Below are 14,108 nucleotides of genomic sequence, written 5' to 3' on the forward strand. Positions count from 1 at the left end.
CTGTGAACATTCCATCCAATTTCGAAATATTGGTTATTATCGTATCTGTGGCGACCTTTTTTGGCAGTACTTCAGATGCAGGAAGCAACCTGGGATCAGTCAGAGGTGAATCGTGGCCAGCCTAGACACTAAGACCCGCGTCGAGGCGGTCTACCAAAGTATTCGTGCAGACATACTGTCAGGGCGGCTGCAGCCCAGCCAGAAACTCCCGCTCGCGGACCTCACCGAACGGTACAACGCAAAAATGGGCGCCGTTCGCGAAGCGCTCCTGAAGCTGGCCAGCGAAGAGCAGCTGGTTGTCTCGGAGCCTCAGGTGGGTTTTCGTGTGCGGCCGGTCTCTGCCGAGGATCTGAAAGACCTCACCGCTGCCAGGTGCGTGCTGGAAGCGGAGGTATTCAAGCTTTCCATCCAAGAAGGAGACCTTGAATGGGAGACCCGTGTCATCGCCGCTCACCACCGGCTCGCGCGGATACCCCAGATGGACCAAGCCGACCCTGCCCGTATCAGCGACGAGTGGGCGCACGCACATGCCCTGTTCCACGAGACGCTGCTCGACGGATGCTCCAATGTCCGCCTGCGGGCAACGGCCCTCTCATGGCGGGAGTCGGCCGAACTATACCGACGCTGGTCAGCAACATCCGACCGGCCGAACCGCGACATCGATGCGGAGCACCGCGCACTCTGCGACGCGGCCATCAACCGCGAGGCAGGCCGAGCGGCGCAACTTCTCCAGGCCCACATCAGCGCCACGACGGAAACACTCCTCACGAACCCTCCCGCTCCTATTGACAATGGCACCGAATTTCGAAATCATCGACGATAATCGAAGCGTGGTCATAATATGAACTGGTCACGCTCGCTCAGGTCACAAAGGAGAGACATCGAGTGGGCAGTGTTGACGCAATTGTTATCGGCGGAGGACCGAGCGGGCTTACCGCCGCGGCCGAAGTGGCCCGCACCGGTGCAAGCGTGCTGGTGCTTGAAAAGCGCAAGGCAGCACCTATACCCAGAGCCGGAACGGTGCTCCCGCGGCCGCTCGAACTCTTTGACGCACGGGGAATCGCCGGCCGCTTCGTCAGCAAGACGTGCGAGATGAACCCGCACCCGTTCCAAACTTGGCATATCTGGGGCGGCATGCACCCCGTGGACTGGTCCGGGCGCGATTCCCGTTTCGGTTTCACCCTCTTCCTCTCCCAGCACGAGTCGGAGAACATTCTGCGCGACTGGGCCCAGGAATGCGGCGCGGACCTGCGCTTTGAGGCAGAGATGACCTCGCTCGAGGACAACGGCGCCGCGGTGACCGTAGCTTGGCGTTCCGCAGACGGGGAAACCCACACCACGACCGCCCGCTACGTCATCGGAGCGGACGGCGGACAGAGCCGCACCCGGGAGCAGGCAGGTATCGCTTTCCCAGGCAGAGAGTCGACTTTTACCGGTGTCATTGCAACCGCGGCAATGGACTTTCCCTGGACAGGTGGCCTGAAGGTTTGCCACAACGAGAAGGGATGGCTCACCTCATTCCCGTTCGGCCCGGGCCTTACACGGTTCACGATGGTGCACGCAGAGAAGCGTCAGGCGGTGCAGAGCGAACCTGTCACTTTGGAAGAACTCAACACCTGCGTGAGCGAGATCCTCGGCGAAGAGGTGCAGATTCCAGAGATCGTCGATGCCCGCAGGTACGGGGACGCAGCACGCATCGCCAGCCGGTTCCAGAAGGGACGGGTGTTCCTCGTCGGCGAGGCGGCCCGCATCCACTATCCCGCGAGCGGCGTAGGAATGAACTACTGCGTGCAGGATGCGTTTAATCTCGGGTGGAAGCTCGGTGCCGTGCTGGGCGGGCATGCCTCGGCAGCCCTTCTCGAAACCTATGAAACGGAGCGGCGCCCCATCAGTGAGGACCTGCTGCGCAGCGTCAACGCGCAGGTCGGCATCCAGTTCAATTTCTCCGAGGAAGGGCTGGCTTTCGTTCACAGGTTCGAGCAGCACTTCATCGAGGTACCCGAGGTGACCGCCCAGCTCTGGAATGAACTCAACGGCCTGGAAACTCCCTACGCTTCCCCCTCGGGCAGCCATCCTTCCGTCGGCCTGCCGACCCCGGATTTCGAACTGCTGCTGCGCGATGGGTCAAGCTGCCGCCTATACGAACTGCTTCGCGAACATCCGCTCGTCGTGCTCGACATCAGCGGGTCCGGCTCGCTCCGCGGCCTGGAGCTCGATGGTCTGCCGGCCACGGTCGTGGAAGGGCACCCGGTCAAGAAGCCAGCCGCCATCCAGGACGCCTGTGCACTCATCGTCAGGCCCGACACCTACCTGGCCTGGGCGAGCCGTGAACCCGCTTCCCACGAGAGCGTTCGGACCGAACTCAACCGACTGCTCTCGTTAGCCAACTAGGGCAACCCGAAGACAAACGACGAAGGAGACAGGAATGCCAGACACCAGCTTCACGGTGGCACGGGCCGATGACCGGGCAATGATCAGTGCCCTGGTACACCGCTACGCACACACCGCGCGCGACAAGATGGACTTCGCAGACATGCTGCCGCTGTTCACCGAGGACGCCAATCTGGTCCTCCCGAACGGTGCTCAGGTACCCGCGGGCAATCTCGCCGACGTCTTGCGGGGTGAAGAAGCGGCCTACATTCGCCATCACATCACCACGGTTGACGTTAGATTCACCGGCGAGAAGACAGCCTCGGCAGACACCTTCTTCTTCGCAATTACGAACGAGGCAGTGCCGGATCACTGGGGCCAATGGGCCGACCAGCTCGTGAAGGGCACCGACGGCACCTGGCGCCTCCAGGAGCGACGTATCATCGTCGATGGCGCCGCGCCAAGCGGATGGTTCTACCGGATGTATCTGGCTGGAGGGCAGGAGCATCAGGAAGAAGTGCCGGCGGCCGGAACCCAACGCTGACACCTAGAGTCGTCAAGATGAATTGGGTGAGCCTCTCCCGCAATTCATGGAACAGCTCCCCGGAAGTTGGACTGAAGAATTCAGATCCGACTTCCGGGGAGCCCCTGTATGCAAGTAGTTCAGAGTCCGGTGCCCAGCATGCTTCTTCCTGCTCGCTAGGCGCCTGAAGCGGCAGGGCGGACCAGTTGCCAACTTGCCACCATCCTGTCACTCGGGGGAGCCGCCGAATAAATCAACGCTCGGCATCCAAATTAGGACCGCAAGCCGGCCGAAATCGAATGCCGCACCAGGTGCGTCAGCGGCCTCGCCCACCGCTCAAACGTCTTTACCGTCATACTCCGCGACGGCGAATCTCTACTTGAACCTCGAAGCCGGCCCTATTCGCTCCCCTTGACAAAAAAATCATGAAGGCGCGCCACCTTGAACTTGTGTAGGAACGTGTTTTGGAGTCCAACGGGCGGTCAGCGTTGAAGCGTGCGCGACGGGAACAGACGCCGCTGTGATTCCAGCGCGCGAGCCACCACGTCGTTCGGGTTGATACGGACCATGCGCCCTCCCTGTTTGACGATTTCGCCGCCCACCAGGACTGTGTCGACGTTGCCCTCGTGGGCGCCGAGCACTAGGGCTGCGATCGGGTCGGATACCGGTGCCAGGTTGAGATCGCCGGCCCGGACACAGACCAAGTCGGCTGCCTTCCCAGGAGTGATCGAACCAACGACGTGGTCGAGGCCTACGGCTCGTGCTCCCGCGAGGGTGGCAAACTCAAGCACGTCGTGAAGCGAGAGCTCGTGCGGCCGCTCAACCGTGCTGTGGCCGCCGCCGATCCAGGACCGGTAGTAGCCGAAGAGTGAACGCATCTGCGTGAACATGTCGCCCGCACATTTTGTCTCGTTATCGCCGCTGAGGCTCGGGCGTATGCCGTGCGCCAGGAGCTTGTCGAGCGGGATGTCTCCGATCCCCTGGGAATTGAGCTCGCAGTGCACTCCGAGCGATACGGTCGCCCCGGCTTCCGCGATAAGAGCAATCTCTTCGGCGGAAGTGTTTGAGCAGTGAACGAAGGTCATGTCATCTGCAAGCAGGCCCCGCCTGGCATACTGCTCGACGGCTCGGCTACCTGCGTTATGGGGGTATGCGCCGACGTGCACGCTGGTGCGAAGGCCCAGTTCCCGGGCCAGACGGACTTCTGATTCCCACACTTCGGTTGAGGCCATCTCGGGCCCTCTGGCCGCCAGCGCGAGGGTGATGCGCGAGTATTCGGGGCAGTCGAGTTTGTCAGCCAGGCGCCTGATGTCCTGAGGGTGGCTGCGCCGGCTTTGTTGCGTCCAGCTGCCGTCAGCGGTCATTGGCCAGCCGTGTCCATAGACGGCGCGGATACGTGACTCGTTCAATGCCTGGATCCCGGCATCAGCGTGGTCCGGGCTGTTCTGAATGTGCGCCCAGTCCATGAGTGTGGTCGTGCCTGCGCTCAGTGCCGCCACCGCACCCAGCAACGTTCCCGCGTAGACGTCTTCCGGCGTGTACTGCGGTCCCGCTTGCCCTAGCACGTCGGCGAAGTAGCTCAGCGGGTCGACGTCACCGTAGCTGTGTCGGATCGCGCTCAACCAGGTGTGGCGGTGGGTGTCGATGAACCCCGGGGAGATGATCCAACCGCCGCCGTCGATGACCTCGGCATCATCTGCGGCGATGCCGCCGGACACCTCGAGAATCTTCCCTTTTTCGATGAGGATGTCGGCGGACGCTAGCGTGCCGATCTGCGGGTCCATCGAGACGACGATTGCGCCCTGGATCAGGCGGCGGCCGGCACCGGTCATAGGGGGCTTATCCATGCGGCCAGCTGCTCACGGGCGTCTTTGACGGAAGGGGATCCGCTGGTGCAGATCCACTGCAGATATCCGTCTGGCCGTACCAGCACGGCACTGGCGTCACGAAGTGATTCCGGCACTTCGGGAAGCACGCCGCTCAGCACGGTCACACCTGGCTCCGAAATATCGGCAAGCAAGTTGTTGCCGGTGAGGTCAAGCAGCAGGAAGTCACCGTCCCGCAGCAGTTCAGCGGCGCGCACCGACTGATCAGTGGTCTGCAGCCGGATTGACGGGAGGGGCCGTCCGGCGACGGCGTGATCTGAAGCCGCGGTTGGGTAGGGTTTGCTGAGACCGTTTAGCTGCAGTCCAAGCTCTCGGTTCACATCGGGCAGCGGAAGCAGGTCCCGGCTGAACATTCGACGGAAGCTGATACCCGCGGGTGAGAAATCAAACTGGATCGAGCACTGGGCACGTACGCTCTCGAGCAGCTCCTCCACTACGGGACGGCGTTCCGCCTCGTAGGTGTCGAGGATGGTCTCCGGTGACCGGCCCGTCACTACGCGGCCAAGTTTCCATCCGAGGTTGAACGCGTCCTGGATGCAGAAGTTCATTCCCACGCCACTGGCCGGGTAGTGGATGCGTGCGCTCTCGCCCACGAGGAATGCTCTGCCTTCGCGGAAGCGATCTGCGCAGCGTGTCGCGTCGCTGTATCGCGAAGCCCAGAGCATGTGTTCAAATTCCGGCTCGAGCCCCCAGATTTCCTTCAAGCAGCGGCGCACCTCTTCGATGGTCACCGGTTCCGACTTATCTGCCCGGCGGCTGTCGACGTGAACGAAGTTGAAGCGGGTCGATGCGCCGTCTTCTCCGAAGGGGAAGGACGCTCCCCAGCCGTATTCGTTGTCGGTCATGGCCCGTCCCTCGGGCCAGTTCATGTTCACGGGCAGGTCGACGATAATGCCGGTAAAGGTACCGTCGTGCCCGGGGAAATCGATGCCCGCGAGCTTCCTGACGGCGCTGCGCCCGCCGTCGGCGCCGACAGCGTAGCGGCCGGAGAACCCGGTGGTCCCCCCGCTCTCAAGTTCAGCGGTGATGTGTACCCCGGAGTCGCTTTGTTCGAGCCCTACGACCGTGTGCCCTGTCAGGATTTTGACCCCGGAGGCCGTAGCGATTTCGCCCAGTTCCTCTTCAGTGATGTGCTGTGGCAGGATCAGCCGGTACGGGAACGAGCTCCCGGTATTCCGCCAGTGCACAGGTTGCATGCCTGCCCAGATGTGGAAGAGCAGGAAGGGGTTGCTGCGGATGGCGCGGGCTCTTTCGATGAACCGCTCCGCATACCCCCGCGAATCGAAGAGTTCGAGCACGCGGGGCAAAACCGTGCCGGCGCGTGATTGCACAGGTCCGGTTCGCCGCTCCAGCACGATAACGTTCGCGCCTTGCAGGGCCAGTTCCGCGGCGGTGATGAGCCCCGAAGGACCCGCTCCAACTACGATGACGTCGGTGTCCATTTGTAGATATCTCCTCAATTTGGTTCGGTGCTCTGGGGGGATGGAACTGAAGCGGGGGCGCTGACGCCGAACTGTGTCATCAGCTGCGCGAGCAGTCGGTAGTAGCCGACGAGTGTCACGACTTCCGCGACCGTTTCGCCTTCGAGCCCTGAGTCCACGCACCCTGAAGAGCTGTCAGTAAGCAGGTCCTCCGAGAGCCGGTAGATTCCCTGTTCATACGCATCGGCGCCCCTGAATTCGCCCGACAGCAGGGCGGCAACCTCCACCTCGGTCAGCCCGGATTTGAGGGCTACGAGCGTATGCGCGTACGCCTCAAATGATGATCGGGTGAGGCGGGCTGCAGTCAGAATCGCGATCTCGCGTCCGCGCGGCGAGATCGAGATACGGTATCTGAGTGCGGCTCCCAACTCTTGCAGAGGTCCACCGAGAGCGGGGAAGCGCACCATTAGACCGAAGGGGCCGACGAGCGCCCCGTGCTCGTCGAGCAGCGGGAAAGCGGATGCGCTCCCGCGTGGCCCGCCGACGATCGCGTCGTAGACTTTGCGGCTCTCGTCGCTGAGGTTGCCGGGGGCGGCCCCGGTGGTCATTCTGCCTTGACGCCTTCAGCGATCGCGCTTTGCGCATCGATCACTTCTGAGCTGATACCGGCGGCTTCCGCCCATTCAAAAGCCGCTTCCAGGCCAGAGACCGAGAGCGTTGCCAGGTAGTCGTAGCCTGAGATTTTATCGACGAGCGCAGAGGAATCAGGAGTGCCTGAGGCGATGGCAATATCGACAACGGAGTCGAGGTTCGCCGGATCCTGAATGTAATCAATGGCCTTCGCGATCGCGCGCTGCACCTTTTCGGGCGCTTCGGGGTTCGCCTCGATGGCGCGGGCGGTCATCGATAGTGTGGCATTGGTCTGCTTGCCGAAGATGTTGGGAATGTCGGCACCGAGCGAGAGCACGGGGTCGGCGAGGCCGTTGTCAATGAGCGGCGCGTCGAAGCCACCGCCGGAAATGACGGCGTCGACCTGACCTGCCGCAAGCGCATTACCCGCTGCTGCCCCTGGGGTGTCAATCAGGGTGTACTCGCCCTCGGGAACACCGGCCTCTTTCATCAGCTGGGTGACGGTGAGCCCGATCGGGCCGGCCTTCGCGGCGACACCGACCGACTTGCCCTTCAGCGCGGCGAATGACTCTGCCCACCCGTCGGGGCCCTCGGGAGCGGGAATCTCGGTTCCCTTCGCGGCGACGAGCGCGAAGTCGACGTTATCGTTGAGGCCGGACACAAACTTCACATCTATATCGCTCTCCAGATAGCGGGCAACGTTGTAAGCGGTATCGGCAGTCATGTCGATCTGTCCGCTCGTCAAAGCGGCCGGCAGCGCCTGAGCTGACGTTTGCGTGACGTCCAGCTGGATGCCTTCCTCTTCGAAGAAACCCTGGTCGATCGCGATGTCCACGGGAAGAAACGGCAGTGCCCCTGGTACCGGGGCACTGTACTTGATCGTGATGGGACCGTCCCCGTTGGCCGCATCTGACGGTTCGGAACTTTCGGCTGAATTACATGCGCTCAGGCTTATGACGAGGGTGAGGGCGCCAAGGGTCGTACGAAGGTTCTTGTGCATGGGTGCGTCCTTTATTTGGAAACCAGCATGATGCGGTGGTGGTGTCGTAGATGCCGTTGCATCCATAGGGGAGGCGGTTAGTTGTGCTGCCACTTGAGCAGATACTGTTCGGACCAGGCCACGGCCCCGCTCAAGATCGCGGTGATCGCTGCCAGAAGCACGAGCACGGCGAACACGCCGGCAGACTGGAAGTTCTGGCCGTAAAGCACGATTCTCTGCCCCAGACCGCTGCTGGAGGCGACCATTTCAGAGGAGACTACGCCGAGGATCGAGGTAACTACACCGAGTCTCAGCCCTGCGTAGATAGAAGGTACGCACGAGGGAAGCAGGATCGTGCGAAAGCGCTGCCACGGTGTCGCGTGGAATGCCTGTCCGAGAGAGAGGAGATCCGGCGCAACGGTCTTCAGGCCCGCAGCGGTGGAGACCAGCACCATGAAGAAAACGATCGAGACCGCCAGGGCAATTTTGGATGTCTCGGTAATGCCGAACCACAGCAGGAAGAGGGGCGCGAGGGCGACGCGCGGAATGCTCATCAGCACTGAGATCCACGGTTGCAGCACCCGGTCCAGCAGCGGAATGGAGGTGATGATGAATGCTGCCGCGACACCCGCGAGACTGCCTACGGCGAACCCGACCAGTGTCGCATTCAGCGTGGCGAGGGTGTCCTTCCACAGTCCGGCGGCGTTCTCGATCGTGAACCCGCCGATCGCAGTCGGCTGCGAGAAAAACAGTGTGTTGATCACGCCGGCCCGGGCAGCCCATTCCCACAGGCCGAGGACGACGATGAGACTCAATGCCTGGAGGACGCGAACCAGTATCGCCCGGTTGCGCCTTCGGGCCCTGGCCTCAGCCTGGGAGTTTTCGATGGCCGATTCCACTTCCGCTGGGATGGTTTCGGCATGTACAGGGGTGGAAGTGCTCGTCATTGCTCTGCTCCATTCGAGAACAGTTCCCATAGGGAGTGGACCAGATCCTGATACTCCTGCGAGAAGCGCAGTTCGTCGAGATCTCGGGGCCGTTCGAAATCCACGCTGATGTCGGTACGGATCTCGCCCTCGCCCATCACAATGATGCGGTCAGCCATCAGCGCCGCCTCCTGCAGATCGTGAGTGACAAAGACGACGGTCTTGCCGCTGCCTTCCCATATGCGCAGGAACTCACCCTGTAGCCGCGCCTTCGTCTGCGCGTCAAGCGCACCGAACGGTTCATCCACGAGCAGCAGCTCGGGATCCATGACCAGCGTGCGTGCCAGGTTCGCCCGCTGACGCATTCCGTGTGAGAGCTGCTGCGGGTGCAGGTGTCCCTTGTTGGCCAGCCCCACAAGTTCGAGCATCTCGTCGACGCGCTGCAACCTTTCCTTCCGGGGCACCCGGCGGAGCTCGAGGCCGTAGGCGACGTTGCTTCGAATGGTGCGCCAGGGCATCAGCGAGTCACGGGCGAACATGTAACCGACCGCAGCCGCGTGACCGCTCTGCGTGTTCACGGTCACCGAACCGCGCTCGGGTTTGATCGCTCCCGAGATCATGTTCAGCAGAGTGGTTTTGCCGCACCCGCTCGGTCCGACAAGGCAGAGGAACTCACCGCGAGGCACCTCAAGCTCGATCGACTTCAACGCCACATGCGTCGAATGCGAGCTTGGGAACCAGTGGGTGAGCTTCTCTACCCTGATCACGGCGTCAGGGTCGTTCCGATTGGGGCTGTCATGGTCTCTCCCGCGGACGTTTCTTGTCGGGAGATGGAGGCTGCCGTTTGACATCAAATGGTTCCTTCTGTGACTTCGTTGTCTGGCCAGTGTGGGACCGGAATCCGGGTTTATTGGGGCAGCACAGCGGTCTGGACTCGGCTCCCGCCCCCGCTGGTCGCCGTGTATTCCCGATCCTTGGATGCTGCAGCTACAAAGGTCTGACGCAACTCGCCGATACCTTCGACCCAGCTGCGCAGATGCTCGCCCGGCTGCAGGAAACGCTGCGGCTTCCGGCCGACGCCGACGCCGGCAGGCGTGCCGGTGAAGATGAGGTCTCCCGGATAGAGCGTGACGATCTTCGAGAGCTCAGCGATAAGCGCCGGAACGGGAAAGATAAGGTCGCCCGTACGCCCCTGCTGCACGATCTCGCCGTCAATCTCGCACCCCACTTCGAGGTCATCCCGGCTATCGAGATCCTCCGTGGAGACCAGCCAGGGGCCCGTGGGAGAGAATCCCGGGAACGATTTGCCCAGGCTGAACTGCGCGGCGGGCGGACGCAGCTGCACTACACGCTCCGAGATATCTTGGCCGACGGTGAGACCTGCAACGTAGTCCCAGCCGTCCGCGGCATCCACGTTGCGTGCCGTCCGTCCGATCACCGCGACCAGCTCGACCTCCCAGTCGGTATTTCCACCTTCCGGGAGTTCAATTTCCGTGTGAGGGCCGCTCAGTGAGCTGCGGAACTTCGTGAACACCGGAGGCAGATGCTCGGGTGACTCGAACCCGGATTCGCTTGCGTGGTCATCGTAATTCAGTCCAACTGCGAAAATCTGACGCGGCTCGGGCGCGGGCGCTCCCAGATGGGCGGGATCGAAGGGCCGCGCAGAGGCGGTATCCGCTTCTTTCATCCAGGCAGTGAACTCATCCCACACGTCAAACACCAGTTGGGGGTTCGGGCCGAAACGCCCGTTCGACGCCTCATGGACGTCAACCCCGGTGTTCTCGCCGACGATGATGGTCGCCCGCCCCGCCACATTTGCAAATCTCACAGTTCTTCCTCTCAATTTCACTTCTTGTCCCGGCAGGGACCCTCACCAGGTGTTGGCCCCGGCAGGGCCGGAATCAATACACTTCGGGGAGATATATCTCCGGGATCCGGTCCGGGCGGTATTTTCCGGCACGGGCCTCCGCATGGATCTCGTCGAACGAGAGCCCGGCATCACGGGCCTCGACCATTCGTTCGGCGTCAAAGTGCTCGCCGATCTGGTCGTCAGCGAACTCAATCGAGTAGTACATCCACGACTTCGACTTCGCCCAGTCACCAAAGGCGTCAACCTGAATCTCGACACCGTTACCCTCAGGATCCTGGTAGTACAGCGAGATCGTCATACCGTGGTCGAGCTGCAGGAACGGCAGGATGCCAAGGTCGCGCAGGCGGACATAGTTATCCAGCCACTGGTCGAAGTCCTTGTACTCGAAGGCCGTGTGGTGCAGACCGGTCGTGTGCCCTTTATCCTGCGGCTCCTTCAGGTTTGGCGGTGCTAGCAGCGCGATACGGTGGTTTGCCTCATCGTTCGTCAGCCAGGCACCATTCTCACCGTGGAAAACAGGTCGCAGACCCGCGACCTTCGCGTACCAGTCCACCATTTCATCAAGCTTCTTCGTGGTGAACGTCGTGTGGTGGAACTTAGGCGCGATAACCGGCCCATGCATCCCCTTGTTCTTTGGCATCAATTGCCCTTCCGTCGTCGTTGATCGGGTTATTCGAGATTAGATCAATATTTCGAAATTGACAATCAAAAGAGAAGTTATTTTCTCCTGAACACGTCCCGCCGATACTCCAAGAGCTCCTATTACCGGATCCGCCACGCTTGGCCACCCGGGCTTGCCCCTAGGGCTTTGCGGGGAAGCCGCTAAGCAGCAGTGCTCGCTGACGGAGTAGGGCAAGGCAGACCAACCTCCGAAGGGAACACTGGTGACGTTCGACAGTTCCAGGGGCCTGTTGAAGCCGCCTGCAGCGGACGTAGCTATACCGGTAAAAGCCGTTGCCCACCACCGGAGCCGAAGGTGGTCCGCTCCCCCACTGCCATCATCAATTAATGCCAAACGCCGATAACGGCGCATATGACGCCACTTTGACGGGGTTGTATTCCCTCCCGGCTGTATTGCTCTTTAGGGTTAGGGCATGCGTATCGTCATTGTGGGAGCAGCGGGCAAGGCCGGCCAGGCTGTACATCAGCTCATGTCAGAGCGGGGCCACGAAATCATCACAGTCGGCCGGAACTCGGGAGAAATCAGATGTGACACCTCTGATCCGGGCCAACTCGAGCGGATGTGGAAACAGATCGGTCGTGTGGACGCAGTGGTCAGCGTCGCCGGCGAGGTCCCCTACGCGCCCATAACCGAGCTCGGTTCAGAAGATTATCTGTCGGCTTTCACCCAAAAAGGGCTCGCACAGATCAACCTCGTGCGCACCGGCCTGCCCTATGTCGCCGAGCGGGGGTCGTTCACGCTTGTCAGCGGTATCCCCTCTCGTGACCCGGTCGCCTCCGGGGCGGCGGCCGCGATGGTCAACGGAGCCATCGAGGCCTTCGCCCGCACGGCCGCGGTCGAGATCGCCCCGAAGCGGATCAACGTGGTCAGCCCTTCGGTGTTCACCGAGAGCCTCGACGACTACGGCGACTACTTCCCCGGATTCGCACCGGTTGATCTCGCTGACGTGGCCCGCGGGTTTCAGAAAGCCATCGAAGGCGCTTCTACCGGTCAAATCATTACCCTGCCATAACCTCCCGCGGTCGCCGGGCCGGGCGGACGACCGCGGGAGGTCATGTCAGAGCGCTTGGCGCCAGACCAGCCGCGTACCGGTCTTGACCAGCATCAGGACCAGCATCAGGACCAGCAGGAGGATGCCGACGTAGCCGTTGATCACGTACACGATATTGACCATCTGGGAGAACGGCAGAATCAGGCCGATCGCTGTCCCTACGGCGGCGAGAGCGATAGTCAGGTACTTGAAGCGGAGCGTCTTATCGGCGAAAAAGCGCGACGAAACGGTCCACAACAACGGGACCGCCGTCGTATAGATGCCGGCAAGGATCATCACCGAGATCCCGGAGGCAAGCAGGGGACCCACGTGGGACGCCAGAACGAGCATCGGAATCTCGGTGCCGCCGACCCGGGGGATGTTCACGAGCAGGCGCCGTCAACTTCGGCAACACCCTGGAATGGTACGACTGGACGATCTACACGATCTTTGCCTCGTACTTCTCCACCCAGTTCTTCCAATCACAGGATCCCGTTTCCGCGCTCCTGGCCACTCTCGCGGTCTTCGCCGTCGGCTTCATCACCCGGCCCCTGGGCGGATTCCTCTTCGGCGCCTACGCGGACCGGGTCGGGCGGAAGAAAAGCCTGACACTGGCCATGATGATCACCGCCGCGGGCAGCCTCGTCATCGCCGTCGCGCCCACCTTCGACACTGTCGGCATCGCTGCCTCGCTGATCCTGCTGGCAGCACGCCTGGTCCAGGGCCTGGCGCACGGCGGAGAGATGGGCACATCGGTGACGTACCTGGTCGAACGCGCCCCGAAGAACCGGCGCGCCCTGTACGGCAGTTCGTCCTGGGTCAGCATGGTCCTGGGCACGATCCTTGCCACCTTCACCGGCCTCATCATCAACTCTGTCCTCGATGAATCCCAGATCGCGCCATGGGGATGGCGCGTAGCCTTCGGCATCGACGGCATCCTGGGCCTCTACGCCCTGTACCTGCGACGCAAAATTGCAGAATCAGACGTATTCGTCGCCGCAACCGGCACAGATACCGACGTCAGCACGCCGGATTCCGAAAAGACGGGCGGCGGCAAGAAGCGGACGGAACCGATGCTCCGCGCCCTGATCCGGAACTGGAGAGGAGTCGCCGTTGTCTTCGGCCTCTCCGCAGGCGGATCAATCATGTTCTACACCTGGCTGATCTTCACACCGACCTTCGCCCAACTCAACCGCGGCCAAGACCCCACGAGCGCGTTGACGGCAAGCCTGATCGCCCAAGTCATCTTCCTCATCGCCATCCCCTTCATCGATGGCTCTCGGACCGGTTCGGCAGGCGCCTGTTCGTTGTCCTGTTCGGCATCGGGTTCATCCTCCTGACCTTCCCGCTGGACGGCCTCATCGACGGAAGCTTCAGCCGGCTGCTCGCCGCCATGATCATCGCCCTGACCGTACTCGCCTGCCTCTTCGGCGTCAACGGCGCCATCTGGGCCGAAGTATTCCCCACCAATGTCCGCAGCAGGTGTCGCCGGTCCACTGTCCCTTGCAACCGCCGTTTTGGGCGGCACCGCACCATACATCAACACGTTCCTGGCCCAGAGCGGACAACACAACCTGTTCCTCGTCTACCTCATGGTCGTCTCGGGAATAACCCTCCTGACCGCGTTCCTCATGCCCGAAACCAAGAACGTCGACCTGACCCGCCGCGACGATGTAACAGTCTCGAAGCACTGATCCCGGCCAGAAAGCGTATCCACCAATGGGCCGGCCGCACTCCCGCGGCCTGCCCATCGGCGTTCCGAATCAGCTCCTGTTCGTGGCAGAGGCAACC

General features: G+C 62.0%; 15 protein-coding genes. 6 read left to right on the forward strand and 9 right to left on the reverse strand.

Annotated elements, in window-relative coordinates:
• Nucleotides 1-112: 112 nt before the first annotated feature.
• The 3 genes from AC3A4M_RS14555 (at nucleotide 113) to AC3A4M_RS14565 (ending at nucleotide 2,914) form a co-directional block, all read left to right on the forward strand.
• The gene (locus AC3A4M_RS14555; RefSeq protein WP_498736425.1) at nucleotides 113-823 is read left to right on the forward strand and encodes a GntR family transcriptional regulator; all 711 of its coding nucleotides are present in this window, start codon (nucleotides 113-115) and stop codon (nucleotides 821-823) included.
• Between the two features lie 62 nt (nucleotides 824-885).
• Nucleotides 886-2,391 (forward strand): FAD-dependent monooxygenase, encoded by a 1,506-nt coding sequence (locus AC3A4M_RS14560; protein ID WP_498736426.1) that lies wholly within the window; start codon nucleotides 886-888, stop codon nucleotides 2,389-2,391.
• A 34-nt stretch (nucleotides 2,392-2,425) separates the two neighbouring features.
• Nucleotides 2,426-2,914, forward strand: coding sequence for a nuclear transport factor 2 family protein (locus tag AC3A4M_RS14565; protein WP_498736427.1), 489 nt, complete (start codon nucleotides 2,426-2,428; stop codon nucleotides 2,912-2,914).
• A 461-nt stretch (nucleotides 2,915-3,375) separates the two neighbouring features.
• On the opposite strand, the gene AC3A4M_RS14570 is transcribed toward AC3A4M_RS14565, so the two are convergent.
• The 8 genes from AC3A4M_RS14570 to AC3A4M_RS14605 all read right to left on the reverse strand — a co-directional run bounded on the left by AC3A4M_RS14570 (nucleotide 3,376) and on the right by AC3A4M_RS14605 (nucleotide 11,245).
• Nucleotides 3,376-4,740, reverse strand: a complete 1,365-nt coding sequence (locus AC3A4M_RS14570; RefSeq protein ID WP_498736428.1) for an amidohydrolase family protein — start codon at nucleotides 4,738-4,740, stop codon at nucleotides 3,376-3,378.
• Complete coding sequence (locus AC3A4M_RS14575) at nucleotides 4,722-6,221, reverse strand: FAD-dependent oxidoreductase (protein WP_498736429.1); 1,500 nt, start codon at nucleotides 6,219-6,221, stop codon at nucleotides 4,722-4,724. Before AC3A4M_RS14575 ends, AC3A4M_RS14570 begins: the two co-directional genes overlap by 19 nt.
• Before the next feature lie 14 nt (nucleotides 6,222-6,235).
• On the reverse strand, nucleotides 6,236-6,808 hold the full coding sequence (locus AC3A4M_RS14580) for a carboxymuconolactone decarboxylase family protein (protein ID WP_498736430.1): 573 nt from the start codon (nucleotides 6,806-6,808) through the stop codon (nucleotides 6,236-6,238).
• Nucleotides 6,805-7,830 carry an ABC transporter substrate-binding protein gene (locus AC3A4M_RS14585; protein WP_498736431.1) on the reverse strand — a complete coding sequence of 342 codons (1,026 nt, stop codon included), beginning with the start codon at nucleotides 7,828-7,830 and terminating at the stop codon, nucleotides 6,805-6,807. Before AC3A4M_RS14585 ends, AC3A4M_RS14580 begins: the two co-directional genes overlap by 4 nt.
• Before the next feature lie 77 nt (nucleotides 7,831-7,907).
• Nucleotides 7,908-8,756: an ABC transporter permease gene (locus AC3A4M_RS14590; protein ID WP_498736432.1), complete on the reverse strand. Its 849-nt coding sequence runs from the start codon at nucleotides 8,754-8,756 to the stop codon at nucleotides 7,908-7,910.
• Nucleotides 8,753-9,502, reverse strand: a complete 750-nt coding sequence (locus AC3A4M_RS14595; protein ID WP_498736433.1) for an ABC transporter ATP-binding protein — start codon at nucleotides 9,500-9,502, stop codon at nucleotides 8,753-8,755. The genes AC3A4M_RS14590 and AC3A4M_RS14595 overlap by 4 nt, the downstream gene beginning before the upstream one ends.
• A 140-nt stretch (nucleotides 9,503-9,642) precedes the next feature.
• Nucleotides 9,643-10,563, reverse strand: a complete 921-nt coding sequence (locus tag AC3A4M_RS14600; protein ID WP_498736434.1) for a fumarylacetoacetate hydrolase family protein — start codon at nucleotides 10,561-10,563, stop codon at nucleotides 9,643-9,645.
• A gap of 73 nt (nucleotides 10,564-10,636) precedes the next feature.
• A complete protein-coding gene (locus AC3A4M_RS14605) occupies nucleotides 10,637-11,245 on the reverse strand; it encodes a VOC family protein (RefSeq protein ID WP_498736435.1) in 609 nt (202 codons plus the stop codon).
• Nucleotides 11,246-11,699: 454 nt separating this feature from the next.
• Here AC3A4M_RS14605 and AC3A4M_RS14610 point away from each other — a divergent pair, with 454 nt between their 5' ends.
• A complete protein-coding gene (locus AC3A4M_RS14610; RefSeq protein ID WP_498736436.1) occupies nucleotides 11,700-12,299 on the forward strand; it encodes a short chain dehydrogenase in 600 nt (199 codons plus the stop codon).
• A 45-nt stretch (nucleotides 12,300-12,344) separates the two neighbouring features.
• Here AC3A4M_RS14610 and AC3A4M_RS14615 read toward each other — a convergent pair whose 3' ends face one another.
• Complete coding sequence (locus tag AC3A4M_RS14615; RefSeq protein WP_498736437.1) at nucleotides 12,345-12,704, reverse strand: hypothetical protein; 360 nt, start codon at nucleotides 12,702-12,704, stop codon at nucleotides 12,345-12,347.
• Between the two features lie 59 nt (nucleotides 12,705-12,763).
• Between AC3A4M_RS14615 and AC3A4M_RS14620 the strand changes: the two genes are divergently transcribed.
• Together AC3A4M_RS14620 and AC3A4M_RS14625 are read left to right on the forward strand one after the other, a co-directional pair.
• A complete protein-coding gene (locus AC3A4M_RS14620) occupies nucleotides 12,764-13,657 on the forward strand; it encodes an MFS transporter (protein WP_498736726.1) in 894 nt (297 codons plus the stop codon).
• Nucleotides 13,658-13,786: 129 nt separating this feature from the next.
• Nucleotides 13,787-14,011 (forward strand): hypothetical protein, encoded by a 225-nt coding sequence (locus AC3A4M_RS14625; protein ID WP_498736438.1) that lies wholly within the window; start codon nucleotides 13,787-13,789, stop codon nucleotides 14,009-14,011.
• The last annotated feature ends 97 nt before the right edge of the window (nucleotides 14,012-14,108 follow it).

It is taken from the genome of Arthrobacter sp. Soil_C_60 (genome assembly GCF_057656375.1).